The 23,995-nt window shown below is 68.2% G+C and carries 25 protein-coding genes; 11 read left to right on the top strand and 14 right to left on the bottom strand.

All coding sequences use genetic code 11. The features are described 5' to 3' along the window. Positions 1 to 143: 143 nt before the first annotated feature. The 3 genes from OG452_RS01615 to OG452_RS01605 form a co-directional block, all read right to left on the bottom strand. Entirely contained in the window at positions 144 to 575 is a 432-nt protein-coding gene (locus tag OG452_RS01615; protein ID WP_327293777.1) for a TIGR03668 family PPOX class F420-dependent oxidoreductase, read from the bottom strand. Beyond that, on the bottom strand, positions 575 to 1,399 hold the full coding sequence (locus OG452_RS01610) for an LLM class F420-dependent oxidoreductase (RefSeq protein WP_327293776.1): 825 nt from the start codon (positions 1,397 to 1,399) through the stop codon (positions 575 to 577). Before OG452_RS01610 ends, OG452_RS01615 begins: the two co-directional genes overlap by 1 nt. Positions 1,400 to 1,887: 488 nt before the next feature. Further along, on the bottom strand, positions 1,888 to 2,430 hold the full coding sequence (locus OG452_RS01605) for an MmyB family transcriptional regulator (RefSeq protein WP_327293775.1): 543 nt from the start codon (positions 2,428 to 2,430) through the stop codon (positions 1,888 to 1,890). A gap of 384 nt (positions 2,431 to 2,814) precedes the next feature. Here OG452_RS01605 and OG452_RS01600 point away from each other — a divergent pair, with 384 nt between their 5' ends. Continuing rightward, positions 2,815 to 3,762, top strand: coding sequence for a bacteriocin fulvocin C-related protein (locus OG452_RS01600; protein WP_327293774.1), 948 nt, complete (start codon positions 2,815 to 2,817; stop codon positions 3,760 to 3,762). 213 nt (positions 3,763 to 3,975) lie between these two features. Here OG452_RS01600 and OG452_RS01595 read toward each other — a convergent pair whose 3' ends face one another. Together OG452_RS01595 and OG452_RS01590 are read right to left on the bottom strand one after the other, a co-directional pair. Continuing rightward, positions 3,976 to 4,896 carry an alkaline phosphatase family protein gene (locus OG452_RS01595; RefSeq protein WP_327293773.1) on the bottom strand — a complete coding sequence of 307 codons (921 nt, stop codon included), beginning with the start codon at positions 4,894 to 4,896 and terminating at the stop codon, positions 3,976 to 3,978. A 265-nt stretch (positions 4,897 to 5,161) separates the two neighbouring features. Next, positions 5,162 to 5,668, bottom strand: coding sequence for a DUF488 domain-containing protein (locus OG452_RS01590; RefSeq protein WP_442809940.1), 507 nt, complete (start codon positions 5,666 to 5,668; stop codon positions 5,162 to 5,164). 599 nt (positions 5,669 to 6,267) lie between these two features. On the opposite strand from OG452_RS01590, the gene OG452_RS01585 reads away from it, so the two are divergent. The 3 genes from OG452_RS01585 (at position 6,268) to OG452_RS01575 (ending at position 9,319) form a co-directional block, all read left to right on the top strand. Next, a complete protein-coding gene (locus tag OG452_RS01585) occupies positions 6,268 to 7,068 on the top strand; it encodes an SDR family oxidoreductase (protein WP_327293771.1) in 801 nt (266 codons plus the stop codon). 210 nt (positions 7,069 to 7,278) lie between these two features. Beyond that, positions 7,279 to 7,434, top strand: a complete 156-nt coding sequence (locus tag OG452_RS01580; RefSeq protein ID WP_405564920.1) for a hypothetical protein — start codon at positions 7,279 to 7,281, stop codon at positions 7,432 to 7,434. A 256-nt stretch (positions 7,435 to 7,690) separates the two neighbouring features. Further along, a complete protein-coding gene (locus OG452_RS01575) occupies positions 7,691 to 9,319 on the top strand; it encodes a class I adenylate-forming enzyme family protein (RefSeq protein ID WP_327293770.1) in 1,629 nt (542 codons plus the stop codon). A 211-nt stretch (positions 9,320 to 9,530) separates the two neighbouring features. Here OG452_RS01575 and OG452_RS01570 read toward each other — a convergent pair whose 3' ends face one another. The 5 genes from OG452_RS01570 to OG452_RS01550 all read right to left on the bottom strand — a co-directional run bounded on the left by OG452_RS01570 (position 9,531) and on the right by OG452_RS01550 (position 14,169). Beyond that, positions 9,531 to 10,418, bottom strand: coding sequence for an MBL fold metallo-hydrolase (locus tag OG452_RS01570; RefSeq protein ID WP_327293769.1), 888 nt, complete (start codon positions 10,416 to 10,418; stop codon positions 9,531 to 9,533). 217 nt (positions 10,419 to 10,635) lie between these two features. Further along, positions 10,636 to 10,785, bottom strand: coding sequence for a hypothetical protein (locus OG452_RS01565; protein WP_327293768.1), 150 nt, complete (start codon positions 10,783 to 10,785; stop codon positions 10,636 to 10,638). A gap of 278 nt (positions 10,786 to 11,063) precedes the next feature. Then, positions 11,064 to 11,927 (bottom strand): isocitrate lyase/PEP mutase family protein, encoded by an 864-nt coding sequence (locus OG452_RS01560; RefSeq protein ID WP_327293767.1) that lies wholly within the window; start codon positions 11,925 to 11,927, stop codon positions 11,064 to 11,066. A 614-nt stretch (positions 11,928 to 12,541) separates the two neighbouring features. Further along, positions 12,542 to 13,246, bottom strand: a complete 705-nt coding sequence (locus tag OG452_RS01555) for a Clp protease N-terminal domain-containing protein (protein ID WP_327293766.1) — start codon at positions 13,244 to 13,246, stop codon at positions 12,542 to 12,544. A 488-nt stretch (positions 13,247 to 13,734) separates the two neighbouring features. Next, positions 13,735 to 14,169 carry a subtilase-type protease inhibitor gene (locus tag OG452_RS01550; protein WP_327293765.1) on the bottom strand — a complete coding sequence of 145 codons (435 nt, stop codon included), beginning with the start codon at positions 14,167 to 14,169 and terminating at the stop codon, positions 13,735 to 13,737. A 554-nt stretch (positions 14,170 to 14,723) separates the two neighbouring features. Between OG452_RS01550 and OG452_RS01545 the strand changes: the two genes are divergently transcribed. Further along, entirely contained in the window at positions 14,724 to 15,134 is a 411-nt protein-coding gene (locus tag OG452_RS01545; protein ID WP_327293764.1) for a VOC family protein, read from the top strand. A 17-nt stretch (positions 15,135 to 15,151) separates the two neighbouring features. On the opposite strand, the gene OG452_RS01540 is transcribed toward OG452_RS01545, so the two are convergent. Beyond that, entirely contained in the window at positions 15,152 to 15,358 is a 207-nt protein-coding gene (locus OG452_RS01540; RefSeq protein ID WP_327293763.1) for a hypothetical protein, read from the bottom strand. A gap of 113 nt (positions 15,359 to 15,471) precedes the next feature. Between OG452_RS01540 and OG452_RS01535 the strand changes: the two genes are divergently transcribed. After that, a complete protein-coding gene (locus tag OG452_RS01535; RefSeq protein ID WP_327293762.1) occupies positions 15,472 to 16,971 on the top strand; it encodes a glycoside hydrolase family 43 protein in 1,500 nt (499 codons plus the stop codon). 126 nt (positions 16,972 to 17,097) lie between these two features. Here OG452_RS01535 and OG452_RS01530 read toward each other — a convergent pair whose 3' ends face one another. Together OG452_RS01530 and OG452_RS01525 are read right to left on the bottom strand one after the other, a co-directional pair. Beyond that, on the bottom strand, positions 17,098 to 18,516 hold the full coding sequence (locus tag OG452_RS01530) for an arabinofuranosidase catalytic domain-containing protein (protein WP_327293761.1): 1,419 nt from the start codon (positions 18,514 to 18,516) through the stop codon (positions 17,098 to 17,100). A gap of 313 nt (positions 18,517 to 18,829) precedes the next feature. After that, the gene (locus OG452_RS01525; RefSeq protein ID WP_327293760.1) at positions 18,830 to 19,315 is read right to left on the bottom strand and encodes a winged helix-turn-helix transcriptional regulator; all 486 of its coding nucleotides are present in this window, start codon (positions 19,313 to 19,315) and stop codon (positions 18,830 to 18,832) included. 143 nt (positions 19,316 to 19,458) lie between these two features. Between OG452_RS01525 and OG452_RS01520 the strand changes: the two genes are divergently transcribed. The 5 genes from OG452_RS01520 (at position 19,459) to OG452_RS01500 (ending at position 23,256) form a co-directional block, all read left to right on the top strand. Then, positions 19,459 to 20,385, top strand: a complete 927-nt coding sequence (locus OG452_RS01520; RefSeq protein ID WP_327293759.1) for an FAD-dependent oxidoreductase — start codon at positions 19,459 to 19,461, stop codon at positions 20,383 to 20,385. A 46-nt stretch (positions 20,386 to 20,431) separates the two neighbouring features. After that, positions 20,432 to 20,920, top strand: a complete 489-nt coding sequence (locus tag OG452_RS01515; RefSeq protein WP_327293758.1) for an oxidoreductase C-terminal domain-containing protein — start codon at positions 20,432 to 20,434, stop codon at positions 20,918 to 20,920. Positions 20,921 to 20,997: 77 nt separating this feature from the next. Continuing rightward, the gene (locus OG452_RS01510) at positions 20,998 to 21,573 is read left to right on the top strand and encodes a hypothetical protein (RefSeq protein WP_327293757.1); all 576 of its coding nucleotides are present in this window, start codon (positions 20,998 to 21,000) and stop codon (positions 21,571 to 21,573) included. 1 nt (position 21,574) lies between these two features. Further along, on the top strand, positions 21,575 to 22,216 hold the full coding sequence (locus OG452_RS01505) for a cytochrome P450 (protein WP_327293756.1): 642 nt from the start codon (positions 21,575 to 21,577) through the stop codon (positions 22,214 to 22,216). An 89-nt stretch (positions 22,217 to 22,305) separates the two neighbouring features. Then, positions 22,306 to 23,256: an NADP-dependent oxidoreductase gene (locus OG452_RS01500; protein WP_327293755.1), complete on the top strand. Its 951-nt coding sequence runs from the start codon at positions 22,306 to 22,308 to the stop codon at positions 23,254 to 23,256. A gap of 117 nt (positions 23,257 to 23,373) precedes the next feature. On the opposite strand, the gene coaD is transcribed toward OG452_RS01500, so the two are convergent. Beyond that, on the bottom strand, positions 23,374 to 23,880 hold the full coding sequence (coaD, locus tag OG452_RS01495) for a pantetheine-phosphate adenylyltransferase (RefSeq protein WP_327293754.1): 507 nt from the start codon (positions 23,878 to 23,880) through the stop codon (positions 23,374 to 23,376). Between the last annotated feature and the right edge of the window lie 115 nt (positions 23,881 to 23,995).

Below are 23,995 nucleotides of genomic sequence, written 5' to 3'. Positions count from 1 at the left end.
CCGGGGGAAAGACGCACCTTGCCGCCTCCTAGCCGCAGGCGCCGTCAGCCGGGCAGCCGGGGAAGCGGCACATCCGATCGGTCGTCAGGCGCATGGATGATGGGCAACCAGAGAGATGCGAGCTCACCGGCCCCGAGGCCGGGTTACGTCGCCCGCCACCCCGTCCAGCCGGTGATGAGAACCTCCACCACCTCACCGGCCGGCGGGCGTCCCGCGTACTGCTGTGGGTATTTCCCGGCGAGCAGCGCCGCGTAGCGCGCCGCTTCGGCGGACTGTCCGGCCGGCGCGAGCACGCGCGCCTCCCCGTCCGCGCGGGCCCACCACAGCTGGTCCCAGTCCTCCCGGTACTCGTCGGTGAGCAGACAGACCTGGGGATTAGCACGGATGTTGGCCAGCCGTTTGAGACGGGGCGACCGCTTGGGCTTGTGGTCGACCGCCATGACCAGCGTCTCGCCCGCCACCGCGAAGACCACCGGCACCAGGTGCGGGCGCCCCGCCGCGTCAGCGGTCGCCAGGCGGGCGACCCGGCACGCCGCGAAACGCTCACGCGCTTCGGACCGGGTCAGACGGGGCATCAGCGGAAGCGCCCCGCGACCTCGGCCAGCCGGTCGAGCTGTGCCAGGGCGGCGGATTCCGGATCGGAGGGCAGGTAGAACAGCACGCGTTCCACATCGAGTTCCGCGTACTTCTCGATCGCTTCGGGGGTGTCGGGCACCGCGTAGACCGTTACCGGGACCTCGCGGCCGGCCGCGCCCCGTACCTCCTCGATCTGTGTCCGCAGCGTCTCGGGCGGGACGCTGTTGGCGAGCCAGGCGTCGCCGAGTTCGGCGACCCGGGGGAAGGCGCCCCTTCCGCCGCCGACGTAGATCGGGGGGTGCGGACGCTGTACGGGTTTGGGCCACGAGTAGACGGGGTCGAAATCGACGAACGCTCCGTGGAACTCGGCCTTCTCCTTGGTCCACAGCTCGATGATCGCGCGCAGCCGCTCGTCGACGAGCCGACCGCGGGTAGAGGCGTCGGTGCCGTGGTTGGCCATCTCCTCACGGTTCCAGCCGACGCCGACACCGAAGACGGCCCGGCCCTCGGAGATCAGGTCGAGCGAGGCGACGCCCTTGGCGGTGTGGATCGGGTCGCGCTGCGAGACCAGGGCGATGCCGGTCCCCACCAGGAGACGTTCGGTGACGGTGGCGGCAGCGGTGAGCGCCACGAAGGGGTCGAGCGTGCGGTAGTAGATGTCGGGCAGGTCGCCGCCGCCGGGGTACGGCGAGCTGCGGTCGACCGGGATGTGGCTGTGCTCGGCGATGAACAGCGAGTCGAAACCGCGCTCCTCAATGGCCCGCCCGAGGGGAGCCGGCCGAATGCTCAGGTCGGTGATAAAGGTGGAGATCCCGAACTTCATACGGCTCCTTTGTCGCTGGTTTTCCGGCCGGGCTCTGGTCCACCGGTCCGGTCACGCGCAGTCGGGCACCGTCGGCGGCCCAACCGTCTGTCCATTGTCCGCGCCGGTGAACGACGGCAGGCATACGGCGCGCCGGTCCGGGGGCGTTGTCGGTTCAGGTACTCAGAATCTGCATCATGTTCGCGCAACTATTGTCCTCTGAATGCCACTTACGACGCAGTGCTGAGATTCCCGTGGTGCGTTCTTAAAACCCGCTTCACAATCTCAGGCCCGGCTGCACTGCTGCTGCACATGTGAAGCGCTGATGAGAACCCACTGTTCAGCCTGTTGCGAGCGGCCAACTCCCACCGTGGCAGTCGGTCTCCGTCCAGGCGGAGGCAATGCCGCCGCGCGCCCTCGCCGGCGGTCGGGCGAATCGTCTGCGGCCGGAGAGGAACAGCACGAGTATCGGGTTGCTTTCTTGAAGGCCCCTCCGGCGGTTGCTCGAGTCAACTCGTCTCGCTCTGGCTCGCCGGCCCGCTGGACAGTTGCTGGTTTCCGATACCCGCCAGGAGTTGCAGCTTGTCATAGCTTTCCGTGCCGGGCGTCGCCGTGAAAGTGAGGAGGCAATGTTCCTGGTCGGGGTCGAGGAGTATCTGGCAGTGGAGGGTGAGTTCTCCGACCTCGGGATGGACCAGGTGCTTCTCGTCGGTGAAGGTGAGGCCGACCGGGTGGTCGTTCCAGATGGCTGCGAACTCCTCGCTCTCGTCGAGGAGCCGGCGAGCGAGGGCGGCGGCTGGAGCGTGCGGGCCTTGCTGGGTCGCAACGCGGCGTAGTTGGGCAGTGAAGACGCGCCCGTTGGCCGCGTGGTCGGCTGCGGGGTAGATCAGCCTCGACGAGGGGTCGGTGAACCACCTGTAGACATTACTCCTGGCCAGGCCGGTGTAGTGGGTCTGTTTGCCAAGGAGCGCCACAGCGGGCGGGGTCTGGACGAGAGTCTCGCCGAGGCTGCCCATGATCTGTGCGGGGGTGTCCTGAAGCCGGTCCACCATCGCCTGACAGCAGGGCTCCGGAGAGCAATTCCGCCCGCTCTTCGACCTCTTCATGGAGGTACTGACCGGGGACTCGACCGCGCGCTGAGTCCAAGCTCCCCACGTCGGCACGCCAACCGGAGCGCAGCCACGGTCCATTCAGTGAGCGGCCCTCCCGGCACGTCCACCGGCGGCGCGGATGCGTCCGCCGACGAACGGCCTTCGTCCGCATGTGAGGATTCCAGCCAAACCTCGTAAACCGGTGGCTCGCGCCAGATACCTCGGTAAAGAATTTCTCTTCAGGTAGACCCCGAGCGCGCAAGAGTGCTGAACGGCGCGCCAGGTCTCGGCCTGAAAGCTCACGCCGGGCGGGTACCACGGGACGGGTCGTCACACAAACATGGGGTGAAGCTTGTGACCGAGTGGATTTTGGCATTCGACGCCGATTGTCGATTCTGTGAAGAAGTGGTGGATCGGGTTCGCGTGTCCGTCGATGGCACGTTGACCACTGCGGGCCTTGCGGATCCCCGTATTCGCGGCCTGCGCACGCGTGCCCTGGGGGAAGCGGCCGAGTGGGCCCCGACGCTGCTAGCGGTCAACGGCGACCAGGTCCGGGCCTGGACCGGCACCGCGTTGTCCCTCCGGCTGGCACGGCTATTGGGGCCGTCGGACTCGCTGCGGGTGGTGCGTGCGCTCCGCGACGTCAATGCGCTGCGGCCCCCGAGCCGCCGAGGAATCCTCAAGGCCGTGCCGGGGCTGGCCCTGGGAACGTTTCTGGTCACCGGCGGCCTGGCAGCCTCCCCCGCGCAGGCTGTGACCCGCGCGAAGGGCAGTAAGGCGTCGCGATGGGTGAAGGCCAACCCCGGCCGGCTGCCCTCCGGCTACTCCGAGTTCGCCTCCTACCCCGCGGACTACCGGCGTGCTATTTACGGCGCGCTGTCCGCTTCGGCTCGTAGTGATCTGTGGGTGGCGCACTTTGCGAACTACCGGAAGACACATCCCGGTCTGTCGGCCGAGCAGTCCGCCGTTCTGGACCACGCGACGCGGATGGCACCGCAGATCATCGCAGGGTGCGAGCGGGGGACTGCGGTCGAAGGGATGGAGACGGCGGCTGTGGCGGCGTTCGGCGAGAGCGGGGCCCAGGAGATTCTCAGGACGTTGGGCCCTGCCGACACGCAGAGCGCGGCGCCTCGGAGCGGTCAGAACATCCAGGTCCTCGACTGCAATTCCCAGTGCGCAGGGAGCGGAAGCTGCGACACGGTTTGCTATGACTCACCGTATTATTGCAACTGGACCGATCATGGCTGCGGTCCACTGTGGCTGGGACCGTGCAGCGGGTTCTGCACCCCCTGAAGCCACCCTCCAAGCCACCCCCTGCTCCGATCACGCACCGCCCGATGAGCGTCTGGGGTGCTTGCGGTTGGTGGCGAAGGCGGCCCAGGCGGCGGTGGTTGATGCCGGGTCCGGCTGGGGGCTCGCGCCGAATCGGAGATTCCGGCTGGACCAGTGATCCAGCCGGAACCGGAAGCGATCCCCGAAGCGGGTTCTCGTGGCCCGGCGTGGCTGCTATCGGTGCCGAGGCAGCGGTTGGACCGGGCGCGGGGCGGAGGGTGGCGCGCCCGTGGGGGTGGCCCAGATGTCGGTGATGGGGGTGGCACTGGCGGCGGCTCCGGCGTGGGGCAGGCCGTACATGTCCTCGATGGTCCGCAGCACGCTGAAATGACTGATGGTTTCGCTGTAGTTCCCGGTCTTCACCGGCTGACCGTTGAAGATCGTCGCAATCTGGTTGCCGCCCGAGCCGTCGTTCTCGTCGAACGTAGTGATCAGGATGCTGTTGTGCGTTTTGGCCCACTGCGCGTAGGCGTCAAGATGGGCTTTCAGCCACGTGTCACCGGTTGCGATGGAGCAGTTGTGCATGTCGTTGCAGAGATTCGGCACGACCCACGAGACGGTCGGCAGGTGGGTGAAGTCGGTCGGGAACGCGGTGAACGGCTGGTTGTCGGCGGCCGGGATGTTGGTGAAGTTCGCCCAGGGGTTGTGTTTGCGGGCGTAGTTGCCTGAGCTGCAGGTCGTTGAGCCGGCCGCAGGCAGGTTCTCGGAGTAGCCGGTGAACGTCAGTTTGGCGGCGAGGAGCTGGGAGCCTTCGTTGGCGGTGCTGAACGTGTGCGGGCATGAGTCGTCGGTGACGCCCTGGTTTGAGCCGGAGAACAGGTCGAGGTAGTTCGGCTGGCTGGGGTGCTCGATCGCGTGCGCGTTGGTGAAGTTCGCGCCGGTGTTGGCGAGCTGGTTGAAGTACGGGGCCTGCGGATTGCCGATGATCGAGCTCTCCGAGGTGTTCTCGAAGACGACGATCACGACATGGTCGGGGCGCGGGACACCGTTGGCCGCCTGCGCGCTGCTGGGGGCCAGCGTGCTGAGCGCGCCCAGCAGCAGGATGGAGATCATGAAGAGCACCGGACGTGGTATCCGCAGAGGAGTACCGGTCATTTCGACTCCGTGAGGGGCGGGGGGATTTCGAGGCCGGGGCGCCCGGCTTGACCCGGGCCGGGAGACGGGAGTTCGGGCGCTGACGACATGACACCACCAGTCAGGTCTGTGCGGGTAGGCCCAGACAGTGAACAATCCATGACCGCCCGACCTCAACTGCTGGGCGAACGACCTGCGTTACGGTTCTCCTGTACACCCAGGGCCCGAAAGGGGGCTCTACATGGTGGAAGCTCGAGCCGACGGTACGTTTCCCTGGAGCCGGTGTTCATTGAGGTGGGGGAGGCGGTGTCGCGGCCGCGATGTCGTCGTATACGAGCAGGCCGTCGTCGCGCAGACGCACGCCGGGGGTAGGACGGTGGGCTACGAGTCCGGTGCCGGGCATCAGGTGAAGGACGGGCACGCCGCGAGCCAGGACGGTGAAGTCAGCGATGATTCTGCGGTGGCAGCGCCACCAGACGGCCTCGCTGCACATGATGGCTGTCCTCCGCTGAGCGGCCTGGGGGAGCAGCCGGTCCATGGCGGTGAGGAAGTGTGGATCACGGGTGTACCCCGCATAGCCTCTGAAGGAGTCGTTTCGCCACACGATGTCAGGTGAATCAGGCATAGCTTGGCGGAAGCCGCCAAGATCTTTCTCCCAGCGATAGTCGAGTCCGTACTCCGGCAACCACGCCTGCAACTCCTTCCGTCCCACATCGGGATTGCGTCGGCTGCCCGGCGCGGTACGAACGTCCACCACAGCGGCGATCTCTGCGCTGAGCAGCAACGTTGCCAACTGTTCACGGTTCGCGCTGCTATGGCCGACCGTGATAAGGGGGTGACGGGGCACAAGCCCTATGATCCGCGATCGTCCGAGAAAGCGCAGGCGGGCGCGGCCCCGAACATCTTCGGGGCCGTGGACCAGCGGCGCAGGGTTCGGGCCGGGCGTACCTTCCATGGCACCGAATCGCGGCCCGGCCCAGGTCTCACCAGTGGAGCGCCCGGCAAACGGGTAGCCCCGCTGATGACGACAGCTGCACGTGCGTACGAGCGACGAACTGTCCCGGCCGCCGCTCTCAACGCGACAGGAGGTTGCCCCGCTGCGATGCTGACCCAGAGTTTCTGCAGCGCAGGCGGACGGGCACGACGGTCAGAGCTGCATCCCGCACGCCTGAGCAACCGCCCGCAGTACCGGGCATCCGGAAATCGGTATCCGGGACAGTCCTCTACGCGAAGCGCCGGGGACCGCGAGCCGGGCAACACCAACCAGACCCGTACATCTGCAACCGCGGCGGCGGCGCACGCGACGTTTGGTGCCCGGTGACGGTGGTACTCGGCCTCAACATGCCCGACCGGATGGCCGTCCCGTCGGTGACACCGCTCAAAGGAGGAACGATGACCGAAGATGCCCGGCCTGTCGCGCTCGTGACCGGTGCGGATTCCGGGATCGGCAGAGCCGTCGCTGTGAAACTCGGGCAGCAGGGCATGGACGTGGGCGTCACCTGGCACACCGACAGGGAGGGCGCCGAAAGCACCGCCCGCGAAGTCCGGGCCACCGGCCGGCGTGCCGCGCTGGCCCGCCTGGATCTCTCCGACCTACCGGGAGCGGCGGAGGTGGTGGACGCCCTGGCGGACGAGCTGGGTCGTATCGACGTACTGGTCAACTGTGCGGGCACCGGCACAGCCACCAAGTTCCTCGACCTGGACCACGCGACGTTCCAGCAGGTAGTCGACGTTGACCTCATCGGCCCGTTCCTCTGCTCTCAACGCGCGGCCTACCGCATGATCGCCCAGGGGGACGGGGGCCGCATCGTGAACATCACGTCGGTACACGAGCACCAGCCCAGGGTCGGGGCAGCCCCCTACTGCGCCGCGAAGGGTGGACTGGGACTGCTGACACAGGTGATGGCCCTGGAACTGTCGGAATACGGCATCACGGTGAACTCGGTGGCGCCCGGGGAGATCGCCACCCCAATGACCGGACAGGAGGACACCGACGTGGAGACTGTGGACCGGCCCGGCATCCCGCTCGGCCGCCCGGGTGACGCCCGGGAAGTCGCCTCCGTCGTCGCTTTCCTGGCCGGCCCGGAATCGTCGTACACAACCGGAGCCTGCTGGGTGGTGGACGGCGGAATGCTGCGCATGGGACCGCAGGCGGGCTCCCATCTGCGCTCCGATGACTGGCGCCGCCCCTGACCGGAGGCCGGCGGTCCCGCGTGGCCCCCCGTGTTTGCGCCCCGGCGGACGGCCGGCCCGACGTCCCTTTGCCCCTGGGTGCCGTCTCCCACGTCCGCCCCTCGTACGACGTACCGCCAGTACCTCGGAGGCCCCCATGGTCGATGACACCCTGCCGCTTCTCTTGCGGGGGATACGGCTGGTGACCCGATCGCAGGCGCCGCAGCGGCGGTGCTCCCGTCCGCGCGCGCCTGCTGGGCAAAGCGCGCCATCGCCCTGCACGGTACGGCCGCGGTGCGGTTCTTCTACGACGAGAAGCACATTCACCGGCAGGACGCCCTTCCGCAGCCAGTGATCGACACGCTCTTCGGCCGCGGCGCCGGCTAGCGGACGTCTGCCAGTGATGGCAGCAAGTCCCACGTGCTGGTCGCTCTTGGACCGGTTGGCCTTCGCGCTGACGGCCACCAGGAGGTAAGAGACGAGGGGCGGGTCCCTTACCTTCCTCGACCACCTCCACCTCGCGGCCGCGGACCATGGAGAGCCAAGCCTGTGTGCCGGAAGGGGCATGGTACTCACCCAGTCGGTGATCGAAGGACCTCCCCCGAGAGACCACGGCTCCTGTGCGGCATGTGAGCATATGTTCATGATCGTTAATGCATCGAAAACAAACGCACAGCGGACGTACATCGACCGGATCCTGGAGCAATGGCACAAGGACGAGGACGCCGAGGCGCTCGTCCAGGGTGCGCAGCGGCTGACCCGGGGCGAGGCCCGGCAGCGGCTGTTCCGTCTGGGACACGCGCTGCGCGGGCAGGGACTGGAGCCCGGCGACGGCGTGGGACTGTTCCTGGCCAACCGGGTCGACTCCGTCCTTGTGCAGCTCGCTGTCCACCTCATCGGCTGCCGCGTCGTGTTCCTGCCGCCTGAGCCCGGCCCCGGCGAACTCGCCGCACTGGTCGAGCAGTCCAAGGCGCGCGCCGTGGTCACCGACCCGCTCTTCGCGCAGCGGGCCGCCGTTGCGGCCGGCCGTAGCGTCCACGCCCCCGTGCTGCTCAGCCTCGGGCCCAGTGAGCAGCGGTGTGCGGACCTGCTGGCGCTTGAGGCCGAGTGCCCGGCGGTGCGCCCCGAAGGTGTGCCCGCGCCGGGACCGGACGAGGCCGTGACCGTCCTCTACACCGGCGGCACCCTGGGCCGTCCCAAACTCGCCGCGCACAGCCACCGCCTCTACGACGCGCTGGTGAACCTGGTGCAGGGCACCCCGCAGGGCTCCCGGCCGGCGCCCTTCCCAGCCATGGATCCGGGCACGGACCGCGTACTCGCCTCCACACTGCTCACGCACGGCAGCGGCCACCTCACTGCGGTTCAGGCGCTGGTGACAGGGTCCGCCCTCGTCGTGCTGCCCGAGTTCGAAGCGGGCGCGGCGCTGGAGGTGCTGCGCGAGGAGCGGATTACCGCCACCATGTTCGTACCCCCGATGCTGTACGCGCTCCTCGACCACCCGGAGTGTGAGCCGGGGGCCCTCCCCGCACTTCGGCGGATCGTCGTCGGAGGCGCGGCCTCGTCGCCCAGCCGGCTGCAGCAGGCGGTGAAGGTCTTCGGGCCCGTGCTCAGCCAGGGCTACGGGCAGTCGGAGGCGCTCGGCATCGCCGCGTTCGGTGCGGAGGACCTAGCCTCGGCGGGAGCACAGCGGCCCGAGCTCTGGAGCAGCTGCGGTCGCCCGATACACGACACCGAGATCGAGGTCCGTGGTGAGGGCAGTGCGGTGGCGCTGCCCTCCGGGCAGGTCGGTGAGGTGTGTGTCCGGGGGGAGACGGTGATGCTCGGGTACTACGAAGACCCGCAGCGCACCGCTGAGGCGCTGCACGACGGCTGGCTGCGCACCGGGGACATGGGCTACCTCGACGACGAGGGGTACCTGTACCTCGTCGATCGGGCCAAGGACATCATCGTCACTGGCAGCACCAGCGACAACGTCTACTCCCGGGTCCTGGAGGACTTCCTGCTCACCCTGCCCGGTGTGCGCAACGCAGCGGCGCTGGGCGTCCCCGACGAGGTTTACGGGGAGGCCGTACAGATCTTCCTGGCCGTGGCCGAGGGGGCCGACATCGACCCGGATGCGGTCCGCGCCTCGGTGGTCGCCGAGTTGGGAGAGCTGTACACGCCCCGGGAGACGGTCCTGCTGGACCAGTTGCCGACGACCAAGGTGGGCAAGGTGGACAAGAAGGCGCTGCGCGCCGCGTGGACGAGCACGAATTTGAGCCCCACGCCGTAGGCGCCGGTACTTGTCGAAGTCGTAGCCGCGACAGGCGGGCATCTGCGGCGAGGTGGCACCGACCAGCAGCGACTGTGTCCGGATGACCGAGTCCTGGATCGGGCGGGAGTCGTCAAGTGCCTGGGAGCGGGCCAGAGCCTCGTCGATGGCGTCGTTCATCACCGGCCCCAGTTCTGACTGCCGACCTGGACCGCCCGCGCCGGTCGGGCCGTCACCAGCGCATCGCGGTGAAGTCAATGGGACGGGGCCGTAGTTCCCGGGTGCGCGCCGTCAGCCGCCTCATGCGCCGGGCCATGTCGTCGGCGGACAGATGTCGGCGGTCGCCATGGCCCGGCAGCAGCCATTCGAAGCGCAGCCGGCCGGTGGCCCGGGCCAGGGAAGCGGCCAGCTCGCTGATGGAGTACCAGGTGACGCTGTCGGCCACCTCGATGTCCGCTGTGGTACGTGACCAGTAGAAGCTGTCGCCGCTGAAGCAGTACCGCTCGTCCGCGAGGAACAGCACGCTGCCTGGGGTGTGCCCGGGGCAGGGGAGGGCGAGCACCCCTTCGGCGATCTGCACCGGGTCGGTGCCGCGAAGCACGTTGTCGGCGTCCGGGGCGGCATCGAGGTCACCCTCGTGGATCCACAGCCGGGCGCCGAAGTGGTCGGCGTAGCGGCGGCCGTGGGCGGCGTGGTCGCGGTGGGTGAGCAGGACGTCGGTGACAGGGCCCAGCCCCTCGTAGCGCGTGGCCAGTGACGTGCTCCAGCGCGGGGTGTCCACCATCATCGTGGTGCCACCGGGGCGGCGCAGCAGGTAGGAGTTGGCCCCTGCGGTGTGCGTGGAGTTGTGTCCGCACAGGTACACGTTGTCGTCCAGGCCCATGGGGAAGGGATCCAGCGCCGCATCCAGCCGCCCGGCCGGGGGACGGACCGACCGAGAGGGGCACGCATGCGCCGCGGCGTTCAGCTGCCGGAGCTCGGTCCGGCTGCCCGGCTGGCGCAGAACGACCGAGCGGCCGTCGGCCTCGCCGATCAGGCCGGGGGCGAACTGTCGGGCGACGTCGCAGTTCGTACACCGCTCGTCCACCCGCCAGCCGTCCTCGGATCGTTCCTCGCCCATGGCCCGTTCCCTCCTGTGCCGCGCCCGCCGGCCGGGCGCTCACGGTCCAGGGGTATCCCGCACCGTGCGGATAAAGGAAGGGTGTCCGGATCTTGTACTTGCAGCATCAAGTGGCTCTGAGGGTTTGCGCGATTCGGGCATTTACGGCAGTACGGGCCATCGGCAGTCCGCTGGTCCGCCCGGGGCAACCGCGCGCCAGGCTGTCGGCCACCCACCTTCAGTCTCCACCTTCGTGATCGCTGCCCGCATCGCCTGCGCCGGTCTGGGTGTTGGCCGTACGGTCGACCTCCAGCCACGAGTCCGCGTGCGAGTTGTCCACTTCGACCGCCGCGATGTGGGTGGGCAGAGTCAGGGAGGATACGAGCAACGGGCGTTCTGTTGTGGCAGCTGAGACCCCCTGCCCCCAGGCCGCGCTGATGGCCAGGCCGGCGGCCACCGTGAGGACGCTGCGGAATCGCGTCGCGAGGGGTGACTGGTACACACGTGTCACGTCCGGGCGACGCGCATGGCGCGGTGACCCGGTACATGCTGGAACGGCGTGGGGTTCGCAAGGGGGGTTCATGGTGTGGCGCTCCTCTCGGCCACCGCGACGACGCGGTGGCCGTTGGCAGTCGTGGCCGGCGGGTGGCCGGGCGGAGGTACCGGTCAGACACCCAGGCGCGACGGCGAGTCGTGGTGGCGGCTGATGTTGCGCTCCAGCAGTTTTGTCGACTCGGGCACGCCAACGCTTCGCGGGCCGCTCATCTCGGGGAGTCGCCCGTGCGCGGCCTTGAGACTCCGCATGGAGGCATCGATGGCCTCGTGAGCAGCGAAGAGGCACGGGGTGGAGTAGATCGCGACGTCGACGTCCAGCGCGTCCAACTCCGGGAGGGACAGGCGCGGTGACTTGCCGCCGGCGATCTGGTTGAAGAGCAGCGGCTTGTCCCCGATGACGTCTCGGATGCGCCGGATCCACTCCACACTGCGTACGCCGTCGACGAGCACCACGTCGGCGTCGGTCTTGGCCAGCGCCGCGGCGCGGTAGAGGATGTCGTCCTCCTCGACCGCGTCGGTGCGGGCCACCACGACCATGTCACCACGGCATTCCAGCACCATGTTGAGCTTGTCCAGGTACTCCTGGAACGGCAGGACCTGCTTGCCGTCGGCATGCCCGCACCGGCGGGGGCGCTTCTGATCCTCCAGGATCACGCCCGAAGCACCGGCCCGGTTCAGGCGCTGCACGACGTGGCAGGCGACTTCCGGGTCCACATATCCGTCGTCGATGTCGACGAGGAGGTGCCGGCCCGGGAAGGCCAGACGCAGCCGCTCCACGAAGGCGACCATGTCCGGCCAGGCGATGTACCCGATGTCGGGAAGACCGTAGTGCGAAGCCGCAAAACCGAATCCCGAGACGAAGAACCCGTCGTAGTGTCCAGCGGCGACAGATGCCGAATACATGTCGTAGATACCGATGAGCGGTGTGGTGCCGGGCGCGGAGATTTCCTCGCGCAGCGCTGGTCCATAACGCATCGAAGCTCCAAGGTTCCGATGTCGGAAGGGCGGGCTCGCCCTTCGCTTGACTCCTAATTCACAGATATTTGAAGTTCTCCTGATAGATGTCAGGACCCGCTCATCCGCTGGAAAGAGGTATGGGCACCCCTTTGTGTATCTGTGCAGAATCGTTTCGACATGAGAGCCGTTCGGATGACATGGAAAGTTTTGGGATCCGGGGGTGTCTGGGCGTGTTGGGTGCCGGCTGCGAATGAAGCCCGCGAGGCAACCGCCGCGATCGTCTGCTGGAAACGCCCCCGACGACTCACTGGCTGGATACGCGCGATCGGGCAGCATCCTGTGGTGCGTGGTGCGTGGTGCGTGGTGCGTGGTGCGTGGTGCGTGGTGCGTGGTGCGATGCTGCGCGAATGCCAGGACGCCGCCCTCGGCTTCACTTCGGCGGAAGGCGTCACCTGCTACTTGTCGGGACGCGAGCTATCTGGGATGTCACGTACGCCACTCACGGTGGCAGGTGCCCGAACTGCTTCCAGGGAGGTGAACTGCCGTCAATGCGAAAGGCCTTGCGGGTTCGGGAGGGGTGTGACGACTTGAGGGCTGGGCTGGCCCAGCCCTTCGCGGCTACTGCTCGTTCGCTACTGCTTCTCGCGCGCGGCGGATCGCTCGGTGATCTCGGTTTTGATCGTCTCGCGCAGTTCGTCGGACGCGAAGCCGAGGTTGCGCAGGATCTGCGCGGCTGGGCTCTCCTCGGTGCGGACCAGGCCCAGCAGTGTGTGTTCGGTGCCGACCCAGTCGTGGCCGAGGTCGGCCGACGCGCGGCGCGCCTGCTCGATGGCCTCCTTACTCTCCGGCCGGAAGGCGATGTGCCCCCGCAGCGCCTTCCGCCCGGCCGGCGGCATCGCTTCTTCGATCGCGTCGCGGATGCGTTGCTCCGACCCGGTCTTCGCGATCAACAACTCGTATGCCAGGCCCCGCGGTTCGCCGAGCAGGCCGAGGAGGATGTGTTCGGTGCCGATGAAGCCGTGCTTGTGCGTTCGGGCGGCCTCCTGCGCCAGCACGATGCTGTGCCGGTTCAGGTTGGTGTAGAGCTCGAAAGGACCGGGTGCGTGGCGTTGCTGGGCGGCCTGTTTGGACACCCCGATGGCATCCCCGATCTCGGTCCATGACGCACCGGTCTGCTTGGCCTTGCTGACGTAATGGTCGATGAGCTGGTCACCGAGGTCGGACAGGGTCTGGGCGCGCAGTCGCGCCTCGCTGATGCGGGCCAGTTCGTCGGTCCCAGGGAGTTCCTCGTCGAGCCGGGCGATCAGGTCGGCGAGGCTGATGTCGAGTGGGCTCATGCGTCAACCGTAAATTGACGATCGAGGGGCGTCAAGACTCAATTGACGCTCGTTCCGGTCCGGCTCCCGCAGTTCGATGACTACAACCGCAGGCGCTCGGGTCCTGACGGGTAGTCCCAGCCACCCAGGGGAGATTCATTGGAGCAGGCCGGCTGTAGTGGCGTGACGGCCTGGTGGCGCCTGCGCGGCTGGACCGAAGTGGACGCTTCGGTGAAACTGCCTATGAGGCGTCATCCCAATCCGGTTCAGAAGAGCGGCCGTTGGCTGCGCGTACCAACGCTGTGTCATCGCTCGCCGGATGTTCACTTGCCGGGCTGACGCTTACGGCCGCATTGATATCCGCTGTCCTGTTCGCCGGCGGACCCGGAGTGGGTGCTGGTGCTCCAGGGCCGCGGTGACCAGCCCACGTGCCAGGGTGAGCGCCGCATCCCGCAGGCGCGGCCGGTCTGTGCAACCCCGATCGCGGGGTTGCACAGGTGCGCGGCAGGTCAGAAGTTGAAGACCGAGCTCTCCGAGAGGGTCGCGTTCATTTGGCAGGCGTTGCCGTAGGTGGCCCGCCAGGCAACCCGTCGGCCCTGCCAGACGCCGTCGGCCGTTACCGTCACGGGAGCCCACAGGAACGAACAACGCTGGTCCGACGGTGTGGTGCCGATGAGGGCCAAGTCGCCGCCCACGGCCTTGAGTTCGGCGCAGGCGGCCCGACTCGCAGGGTGGGTCCCCTGTGGCTGGGGCGCACAGCTCAGGGTGACGGCACGGAGGACCGTCGATGCCGCCTCGTCTCCGCGGCCGATGGTGAGCACCAGTGCGGAGGGGGCGTAGACGCTCGTCGGCCGGGCGTGCGCCGTGCCGGCGATGCTCGTCACGCAGGCCGCCGCTGCGAGTGCCGCCGCGCCGAGCGTCTTGAGGCTGAGGCTGTGCCGCATTTCGAATCTCCTGTTCGAACGGGGGTGATTGATTGCGGACAGGAGTCTGGCGGGTGCGCAGAGTTGCCGCACGTGGCTGATCGATTTTCGGACGCAGCTGTCCGTTCACGGCGACGGGAGGCGGGATTCGGGCAGCTCAATGGGGGCGTGGGCGGCGGTGATGAGGTGTCCAACATGTGGACAAAATGAATTGGTCTAATCATAAACCGTCTTCTGGCCTGCATCGATGGAATTATGGTTTCTTTTTAAAGTGCATGCTTTCGGCGGGAAACAGGTGCGATTCCCCGGCGGCGCATGCCGTGTTGCGGGTTCGTCAGCGTGCCCGCGCAGGTAGTCATCGGAGCGCTTGGCCGTGACGCTGAGGGGCGCGCGAGCCCGGAGCCCCGGAGCATGTTCGTGAACCACGGGGGCGGCGGTGAGCCGGAGCGTGTCCCGGCGAGGCCACGGTCTAACCTCGGCACCACCGTTGGGGCGGGCCATCTCGGTCCCCGTCCACCAGGCCGAACGCAACGGACAACGGCTCACGCTACGACTGCCCAGGAGAGTGAAACAGGATGGCCGCCGCGGTACCACAGAAGATCACCACGTTCCTGATGTTCGAAGGCGACGCAGAGGAAGCGATCACGTACTACACCTCGCTGTTCGACGACGCCGAGGTCATCGACATCACCCGTTACGGCGCCAACGAACCGGGGGATGAGGGCACCGTTCACCGCGCCACGTTCTCGCTCGCTGGGCAGCGGTTCATGTGCATCGACAGCAACATGGAGCACAACTTCGGTTTCACCCCGGCGATCTCGTTGTACGTCCGGTGTCAGGATGAGGCCGAGGTCGACCGCCTGTTCGCCGCTCTCTCCGGGCATGGCACGGTGCTGATGCCGCTGGGGCCCTACGGGTCCAGCACCCGGTTCGGCTGGGTGGAGGATCGCTTCGGTGTCTCCTGGCAGCTCGACCTGCCCGCGTAGCTTTGATCCGCTACTGCTCACTCTCCGGAGCAGGGGCGCCATACGGGGCCGGGGCCCGCCACGACAAAGGCGTGGGTGGCGTGCCTGGCATGGTCTTGCCGACGCGCGGCCCCGGTCGCCCCCAGCCGCGTGGCGCCGAGTCGTCCCTCGGCCCGCTCGGCGTGCTGGGCCTTCCCGTGGCCACGCGGTACGCACTCGGCGGTTACGCCGTCTTGACGCTGCATCAGCCACATTCTACGGTGACGCACCATCAACTTACAACGATGCAAAGAGGCGCCCCGTCGCAGCGAAACAGGCGTGTGCGCCGCGAAAGCGGCCCGCATAGAAGGAGTCCGTCATGAGCACGCAACTCCACAGAACCGTAGGTCCACTGCGTCTGCTCGGCGTGCTGGCCGCGCTCGGGCTGATACTCACCGGGACGTGCACCGTGCGGCCCGCCGCCGCGGCTGCCCCAGCCAACACCGCCGCCCGAGCCGCCACTGCGGCACTCCAGCAGACCACCGCCGCGGGCACGTTCCGTAACCCCCTCAATACCGGCCCCGACCCGTTCATGACCTACTGGAACGGGAACTACTACCTGACCACCACCCAGGGCAGCAGCATCCGGATGTGGCGCTCGCCGTCCCTCAGTACCCTGCTCACCGCCGATCCCATCACTGTCTGGACCGACAGCGACAGCTCCCGGAACCGGGACATCTTCGCCCCCGAGTTCTACCGCTTCGGCGACCACTGGTACCTCTACTACACCGCCGACGACGGCGTCGACGACCACCACCGGATCTATGTCGCGGAGTCCGACGGAGACGACCCGGCAGGCTCCTACCACTTCAAGGCGGAGCTGGCGCCGCCCAACCACGCCGCCGACTTCGCCATCGACCCCGGCATCCTCCAGCACAACGGCCGTCTCTACCTGGCCTACAGCGGCATCAACCGGTACCAGCACAACGGCCTCAACCTCGCGCCCCTGTCGAACCCGTACACCGTCTCGGGCGACGCGGTCGCCATCAACGGCGCCGGCGGCTGCCCCGAGGTCCGCGAGGGGCCGGAGTTCCTGTACCGCAACGGACGCACATGGATGACCTACTCCACGTGCGACACCGGGAAACCGGACTACCAGATCTGGATGATGTCGCTCCCGTCCGACGCCGACCCGCTGGTGCCAGGCAACTGGACGCAGCACCAGGGGGCGGTCTTCTCCCGCGCCGACGACCACGGGGTCTTCGGCCCCGGCCATCACGCCTTCTTCCGTTCGCCCGACGGTACCGAGGACTGGATGGTCTACCACGCCAAGACCACATCGGTCTTCACCTACAGCGACCGCACCACGCGCGCCCAGCGCATCGGCTGGAACGCCGACGGAAGCCCCGACCTCGGCCGCCCGCTCGCGATGGGTGCCACCCAGGATCTGCCGTCCGGGGACCCGGGGCCGGGCGCCTACTGGATCAACGACGACGGCCGCTCCAGCGGCAACGGGACCGTCTCCTACACCGGCGCCTGGAACTCGGGCACCGGCTGCGCCGCCCAGTGCTTCTGGGGGGACGATCACTGGAGCGACCGCGCCGGGAACACCGCAACGTACACCTTCACGGGTACCCGGATCGCCCTGCTGTCCGTCCGTGACACCGGCAACGGTTACGCGGGCCTCAGCATCGACGGTGGCCCCGAACAGCGGCTGGACTACTACGGCGCGATCCGCACCGGGGAGACGGTCCAGTACCGCAGCCCGCTCCTGCCCTACGGAAAGCACACGCTCCGGGTACGGGTGACGGGGGAGCACGACACGCAGTCCCAGGCGTCGTTCGTGAGTGTGGACCGGGCGGAGGTCTATGTGAAATGACCACGCCTGCGCCGGCCTCTGCCGTCGCAGGGTGGCCGAGGGAGGGGAGGGGGGCGGGAACAACTGGTTCCCGTACCCCTGCCGTCCCTGCGTGAGCGGATCAGTGCCCCGCTGCTCCGCCGGGTCTCAGTGCAGCGTGAATTTCTGTGCCGTAGCCCCGTTGCAGTCCCAGATCCGGAGGTGGGTGCCGTTGGCGGTCGCGCCGTTGGGGGAGTCGAGGCAGCGGCCCGACTGGGGGTTGAACAGCGAGCCGTCCGAGCGCTGCTGCCAGACCTGCCCGCCGACGCCGTTGCAGTCCCACAATTCGACCAGAGTGCCGTTGGCCGTGCCGTTGCCGTCGATGTCCAGGCATCTGCCGATCGTGCTCAGGGAGCCGTTGGTGTGGTGGTTCCAGTACTGGTCCTCGGCGTATGACTGGCAGTTCCACAGCTGGACGGCCGAGCCGTTGGCACCGGTGTCGTCGGCGGCGACGTCCACGCACTGACCGCCGGGACCTGTGATGGTGCCCTGCGGGCCGTTGGGCACGTCCGTCTCGCCCGAGTAGCCGACGGAGGTGACGTTTGCCTGTACGGCGTTCTCGGCGGCGTCGGTCGGGTAGCCGGCGACCATCACGCCTTCGAAGAAGGTGCCCATGTTCCAGTTGCTGTTGTCCCCGCCCGTGCCGAGGATGATCCCTCCCTCCTGATGCATCGGCATATAGCCGCCGCGGGTCGGCAGCGAGCCGTTCCACCAGGTGGACAGTGGGCCCGACTGCGCGTTGGCGCCCTTGAGGGCGTACGTCGTCTGCCCGTTGTTCTTGAGCATGGCCGTCACGAACGGGCTCCTGTTGCCTGCGTTCGCGGTATTGGAGCCGTTGTCGCCCTGGAACATGCCGTTCTCCATGTCCGCCTCGACCCAGGGGCCCGAGCCGGTGCACGGCGCGAAGTAGCACGTGGTCGCGATGGACACCGCGTCCATGTGACCGTTGCCGGTGTCGGCCGGTGTGCTCTCGGCGTTGCCGTAGTCGAAGCAGCAGGCGGAACCGACATGGGTGCCGCTGGCCACCATGTAGGCGCCTTCGGCCTGACCGTTCACGGCGACACCCGAGGCAGCTCCGGTGGAGCGGTAACCCACCCCGGGTGAGACCCAGATGCCGTACACCTTGTGGCCGCCGGCCGTGACGGCGATCTCACCGGCGTCGGCTCCGCGGTCGGCGCCCATTCCGGAGGTGCCCGCCGGTCCCGGGGTGAGGTCGTTGTGGCGTGAGGTCTGGTCGTAGACCTTGGTGACACGGCAGGTGGTGTCCTGGCAGAACGTGTCCTGCCGGGCGGCGTTGGCATACCCGCCCTGGGCCAGCAGGCCGATGTCGGTCCGGGCGCCGTCCGAGGCGCGTGTGACCTGGTACAGGGGGCCGTTGTAGGAGGACAGCAGGGCGCGTGTGGTGCTGTGCGCCGCGACGCAGGGGGTGCCGGCGGCGCCGTAGATGTCGCAGGGCAGTGAACCGGCCGCCTGTGACAGGGCGGGAAGGCCGATCAGGGCACCGAGAACGAGCCCGAGGGCCGCCACGGCCGACAGCAGCTGTCTCCGGAGGCGGGGAGCGGGTGGACCCTCGGAGAGACGTGCAACGGCTCGTGCGGCTGTGAATCTGTCTTCGCGCATGGTGTGCTCCCAGCGATGTGGTGGGGGAACGGAGCTCAACCTGGCGTTGCGGCACGGGAGTTCACGCCGCTCGGCACCTTCGCCGGGAAGTTACGCGCACGGGTTGTCCGCGTCAATATTTGTTGCTTCGGTTTTCCTTCCGCACTTGGAAACGGTCAGAATCTGTTGACTTTCGTGTGGCAGGGCGGGCTGTGCCGGTCTGCGGCCGGACGGCCCGGGTTCAGGTACTCGGCTCGGTGGCGGCCGTGCTGCCGGATGGGCCCTCGTCCTCAAGGGGCAATTCGACGGGTTCGAGGTCGCGCCCCTGGAGCGCGGCTCCGCAGTGTCCGCACGTCAGGTGTGGATTGGTCAGTTCGCCGCATCCGGTGTGACGCAATCGCCGTCGGGTCGTCGGGTTGGCGCGCAGGTGATTTGCCGCCCACTGGGAGAGCGTGACCCAGGCCGGAACGATTTCCCGTGCGCTGTCGGTGAGCCGGTAGTCGTACCAGTCCTTGTCCTCCCGGTACCGGTGGCGTTCGAGGAGTTCCAGGTCAATCAGTACGGCCAGGCGTGCGGTCAAGGTGTTGGGGGCGATGCCCAGGCTGCGCTGCAGCGCGCCGAACCGCTCCACGCCGTAGAAGACCTCCCGCAGGATCGCGTAGTTCCACCGCTCACCGAGCAGGGCGAACAGTTCCTGGGTCATTGGCAGGGGTGGTCTGGTCGTCATGCGGGTCAGGATACCGGTCGCCACAGATTCGAAAGTACTACTGGACACAAAGTACTTGCGTGACGATAGTAGTTGGACGAGCTGACGCGGCGTCTGCCGCGAACGACCTCGGCGGCGTGAGTGACCGAAGGGAGCAGATGGCGATGCGAGTTGTTGTTGATCTCGCCCGGTGCCAGAGCTACGGACAGTGCGTGTTCGCGGCACCGGAAATCTTCGAACTGACCGGAGGGCCCGAAGTCCTTGAGTACGACAGCGCCCCCGACGAGGGGCTGCGGCAGCATGCCGAACGAGCCCGCGCCGCGTGCCCGGTCCAAGCCATCACGATCGGGCCGGCCGCCGGCCCGCAACGGGATCGTTCCGCAATGGGATCGGGAGCCGAAGAGACCGCGAAGGCGACACCCGATCGGGAGGAGCGGCTTTTCGGTGACCGATTTCTCGATCAGCCACCGGGTGCCGGGCAGGTCGTGATCGTGGGCGTGTCTCTGGCCGCCGTGCACGCGGCCGAGGCATTACGAGAGAACGGCTTCACCGGGCGTGTCACGTTCGTCGGCGCGGAGCCGTATCCGCCGTACGACCGTCCGCCGCTGTCCAAGCGGGTCCTGGCCGGACGCTTGGCCGCCGAGGACACCGGGCTTCCCCTGTCGACCGGCCTGGACGCAGGGTGGCGGCTGGGCACCGCGGTGGTCGCGCTCGACGCTCGGGCCAGGACGGTGACACTTGCCGACGGCGACGTGCTCGGCTTCGACAAGCTGCTGATCGCTACTGGTACCAGGGCCCGCGCCTGGCCGCAGCCTCATGAGGCCTCACTCGACGGGGTGTTCACCATCCGCACCCGCGACGACGCCCGCGAACTGCGGGCCAGGCTGACCGCGCGTCCCCGGCGGGTCCTGGTGATCGGCGCTGGTTTCGTGGGCTCGGAAACCGCTTCGGTCTGTCGCGAGCTGGGCTTGGAGGTGACGGTCGTCGAGCGCGCATCGGCACCGCTTACGGGCGCACTGGGCGGCCCGGTGGGCGCGGCGGCGGGGCGGCTGCAGCGCCGCCACGGCGTGGACCTGCGCACCTCCACCTGACGCGTTCTGCCGCGCTGTCCACGACGACGGACGGCCTGACGACGATGTGCTGGTCGCCGGCGATGTCGCCTGCTGGCCGCATCCCTTGTTCGGTGACGACCCGCTTGCGGTGGAGCACTGGGACAACGCGGTGCGCCAGGCGCGTGTGGCCGCGACGACGATGCTGCACGGCCCGGTGCTTGAACACACGGCGCTGCCGACGTTCTGGTCCAACCAGTTCGGCGTGAACATCAAGGTGGTTGGCGTACCCAGCCGTGCCGACCAGGTTGCGGTCGTCCAGGGCTCGGTGCGCGACGCGGCCTTCGTCGCGGCCTACGGTCGTCAGGGTCGGCTCATCGGCGCGCTGGCGGTCAACACGCCGCGGGCGCTCGACTCCTACGCCGCGATGATCAACGACCGTGTCGCCTTCCCGCCCGATCTCAACGCGGCCGATGCCCCGGGCCTGATCCGGGTCATGGACGCCATGATGCCCGCGGCCCGACAGGCGACCCACACCCCCGAGCGGCGGTCGGGCGAGCGGACTGGGATGCGGTGACCACCGACAGCGCCCGGACACCGCTCTCTCATCTGCCGCCGCAACCGCCCGCCACCCCGAGTCGAAGGAGACCGACCATGCCGACCAGTACCCGGTCCACTGGTGACATCGCGGCATCGACGCCGCACGAGGAACTTTTCGCCCAAGTCCTCGACCAGGGCAGCCGATCGAACCCGTATCCCCTCTACACCGCGTTGCGCACACGGCCGGTGTCCCGCCAGACGGACGGGACCTGGGTCGTCAGCGGCTACGAGGAGATCAACACCCTGCTGCACGATCCGCGCATCAGCTCCGACCTGCACAACGCCAACCGGACGCCGTTGACCGAGGTCAGCCCCTCCCTCATCGTGGAGGACCCACCCGGCCACGATCGGCTGCGCGGCGCGGTCATGGCCAAGTTCACGCCTGCCGTGGTCGAGTCCTTCCGGTACGAGGTGCGCAGGCTGGTCGACAGACTGGTGGACGCCGTCGGGTCCAGGACTCGCCTGGACCTGGTCGAGGAGATCGCCTACCCGCTGCCTGTCAGTGTCATCTGCACACTGCTCGGCGTCGGCCGGGAGGACGAGACCCGGTTCCACGCCTGGGCCGACACATTGGCACGCACCCTCGACAACGACCCGAGCCTGACACCGCGCCAGATCGGCGTCAGATGAGTTGGGCCGATATCTGGAGAAACTGACCAGGGACCGTGCCCAGAGTCCGGGGGAGGACCTGATCTCCGGACTGCTCATCGGGAGCCGGCGCAGTGATCCCCTCAGCGGAAGCGAACTGGTGATCACCACTCGCCTCCTCCTCATCGCCGGGCACGAGACCACGGTCAACCTCATCACCAACGGGATGCTCACCCTGCTGCGTCACCCCGACGCCCTGGCGCGCTTCCGCGCTGAGCCCGGACTGGTCGTGCCCATGGTGGAGGAGCTGCTGCGCTACGAGCCCTCGGTGCAGTTCCGCCACCGCGCGACCCTGGCGGACATCGAGATCGGCGGCACGACGATCCCGCGTGGCTCCGCTGTGGTCCTGCTGCTGGCCGCGGGCAGCCGCGACCCCCGGCACTTCTCCGATCCCGACCGCTTCGTCCCGGACCGCACACTCAATGACCACTTCGGCTTCGGTGGCGGGATCCACTACTGCATCGGTGCGCCGCTGGCCCGGTTGGAGGCGCAGATCGTGCTTCCCGAACTTGTTCGCCGCTTGGACAACCCTCGGCTGGTGACCGATCCGCCGCACTATCGGCTCACCGCCGCGCTGCGTGGTCCACGCCACCTGTGGCTGGATGTCGACGGCATCCGAACGTGACATCGCCCGTCCCTCGCAAGCCGGGTCGCCTGTCAAGACCTGTACCGTGGCTATTAGTTTGATACATATCGTACAAGGAGGTAAGGGCTGTGCGAGCGATCGGCCTGACCGAGTTCGGCGGACCCGAGGTACTGCGGATGATCGACCTGCCCGAGCCGGTGCCGGGCAGCGGTGAGGTGCGCATCCGTGTGCACGCTGCGTCCGTCAACCCCACCGACACCCTGCTCCGCTCCGGCGCCACGAGCGCACGGTTCAACGGTCGTCCCGGGCCGTACGTGCCGGGCATGGACGCGGCGGGTGTGGTCGACGCGATCGGACCGGACACCGACACCCCGCTCCGGACGGGGGATGCGGTGATCGCCATCGTCCGTCCCTACGAGCCGCGCGGCGGCGCCTACGCCGAGTCGGTCGTGGTGCCCGCCGAGTCGGCGGTGCCGATTCCGTCCGGGGTGGACTTCCCAGCCGCCTCGACGCTGCTGATGAACGCCCTCACCGCCCGTCTCGGACTGGACCTGCTCGCCGCGCCGGCCGGTGGCACCGTCGCGGTGACCGGAGCGGCCGGGGCCTTCGGCGGGTACGCGGTGCAGCTGGCCAAGAGCGACGGGCTGCGCGTACTGGCCGACGCCTCGCCGGCCGACATGGAACTGGTGGCAGGCCTGGGCGCCGACGAGGTGGTGCCGCGCGGTGACGACGTCGCCGACCGGTTCCGTGCGCACGCGCCCGACGGGGTGGACGGCGTGCTCGACGGGGCGATGCTGCACGCGCTGGTCGTCCCGGCGATCCGGGACCGTGGCGGGATCGCCGTCATCCGTGGCTGGGACGGCCCGGTCGACCGCGGGGTCCGGGTGCACCCGGTCTGGGTCAACGAGGCTGCCACCGACCATGCCCGACTGCTGCGGTTGCGGGACCAGGCCGATGCGGGCGAGCTGACTCTGCGCGTGGCCGGCGTACTCCCCGCCGACCAAGTGGTCCAGGCGCACCGGCGGCTGGCCGAGGGCGGGCTGCGGGGCCGTCTCGTGCTGGACTTCACCGCCGTGTAGTCACGTGGTGGCCCCAGGTCGAGCGAACGCCTTCCGGATCGTCACCGGCAAGTACGCGGTAGGCGCAAGGTGGCGGGCTTGACCGCCGAACGGCGGCTGGTCCGCGAGGAGTTGACGTCATCCCTCCGGGGTGAACCCATTCGCCGTCTTCCTCGCCCTCGCTCTCCCCTCACCTGCTGGAAGAAGCTCGCTCATATCATCGTTCGGGATACGGCCCTGTTGACTCATCGCGGTGACGAGGGTGGAGGAGATGCGGGCCAGGGAGGGGTCGGCAGCGATGAAGAACGTTTCGACCCCGGCCAGTTCGTTGTTCATGCGGGCCATCGGCATTTCGTAGTCCAAGTCGTGCACGTCGCGGACTCCGCGGATGACGACGTCGATTCCCGCTCGGCGGCAGTAGTCGACCAGCAGGCCGCCGGTGTGGGAGTCGACCGTGACGTTGCTCAGCTCAGCTGCTGCCGCGCGGAGCCGGTCGAGTCGTTCGGTGATGGGGAAGCGGCCGGTCTTGTTCGAATTGAACATCACGCAGACGACTACCTCGTCGAACAGGAGGGCTGCGCGGCGGAGAACGTCCTGGTGTCCTTGAGTGACCGGGTCGAAGGATCCTGGGAAGAGGGCTCGCATGATCGGAAACAGTAACAAGTGACCGGACTCGATAGTGAAGTGCCCGGGCAGCGAAACCGCCGAGATCAAGCTGGGACGGGGAGGCGACGTTGGACAGCCGGCCGCGTCGCCGGAG

Origin of the sequence: Streptomyces sp. NBC_01197 (genome assembly GCF_036010505.1) — a bacterium.
In the GTDB taxonomy this organism is placed as follows: Bacteria; Actinomycetota; Actinomycetes; order Streptomycetales; family Streptomycetaceae; genus Streptomyces.
This window is presented reverse-complemented; position numbering and strand designations above follow the sequence as displayed.

Bases quoted from the DNA above. Each gene is read 5' to 3' on its own strand.
- OG452_RS01615 (WP_327293777.1), bottom strand. From the start codon at position 575: ATGCCCCGTCTGACCCGGTCCGAAGCGCGTGAGCGTTTCGCGGCGTGC.
- OG452_RS01610 (WP_327293776.1), bottom strand. From the start codon at position 1,399: ATGAAGTTCGGGATCTCCACCTTTATCACCGACCTGAGCATTCGGCCG.
- OG452_RS01605 (WP_327293775.1), bottom strand. From the start codon at position 2,430: ATGGTGGACCGGCTTCAGGACACCCCCGCACAGATCATGGGCAGCCTC.
- OG452_RS01595 (WP_327293773.1), bottom strand. From the start codon at position 4,896: ATGACCGGTACTCCTCTGCGGATACCACGTCCGGTGCTCTTCATGATC.
- OG452_RS01585 (WP_327293771.1), top strand. From the start codon at position 6,268: ATGACCGAAGATGCCCGGCCTGTCGCGCTCGTGACCGGTGCGGATTCC.
- OG452_RS01575 (WP_327293770.1), top strand. From the start codon at position 7,691: ATGATCGTTAATGCATCGAAAACAAACGCACAGCGGACGTACATCGAC.
- OG452_RS01570 (WP_327293769.1), bottom strand. From the start codon at position 10,418: ATGGGCGAGGAACGATCCGAGGACGGCTGGCGGGTGGACGAGCGGTGT.
- OG452_RS01560 (WP_327293767.1), bottom strand. From the start codon at position 11,927: ATGCGTTATGGACCAGCGCTGCGCGAGGAAATCTCCGCGCCCGGCACC.
- OG452_RS01555 (WP_327293766.1), bottom strand. From the start codon at position 13,246: ATGAGCCCACTCGACATCAGCCTCGCCGACCTGATCGCCCGGCTCGAC.
- OG452_RS01550 (WP_327293765.1), bottom strand. From the start codon at position 14,169: ATGCGGCACAGCCTCAGCCTCAAGACGCTCGGCGCGGCGGCACTCGCA.
- OG452_RS01545 (WP_327293764.1), top strand. From the start codon at position 14,724: ATGGCCGCCGCGGTACCACAGAAGATCACCACGTTCCTGATGTTCGAA.
- OG452_RS01540 (WP_327293763.1), bottom strand. From the start codon at position 15,358: ATGCAGCGTCAAGACGGCGTAACCGCCGAGTGCGTACCGCGTGGCCAC.
- OG452_RS01535 (WP_327293762.1), top strand. From the start codon at position 15,472: ATGAGCACGCAACTCCACAGAACCGTAGGTCCACTGCGTCTGCTCGGC.
- OG452_RS01525 (WP_327293760.1), bottom strand. From the start codon at position 19,315: ATGACGACCAGACCACCCCTGCCAATGACCCAGGAACTGTTCGCCCTG.
- OG452_RS01520 (WP_327293759.1), top strand. From the start codon at position 19,459: ATGCGAGTTGTTGTTGATCTCGCCCGGTGCCAGAGCTACGGACAGTGC.
- OG452_RS01510 (WP_327293757.1), top strand. From the start codon at position 20,998: ATGCCGACCAGTACCCGGTCCACTGGTGACATCGCGGCATCGACGCCG.
- coaD (WP_327293754.1), bottom strand. From the start codon at position 23,880: ATGCGAGCCCTCTTCCCAGGATCCTTCGACCCGGTCACTCAAGGACAC.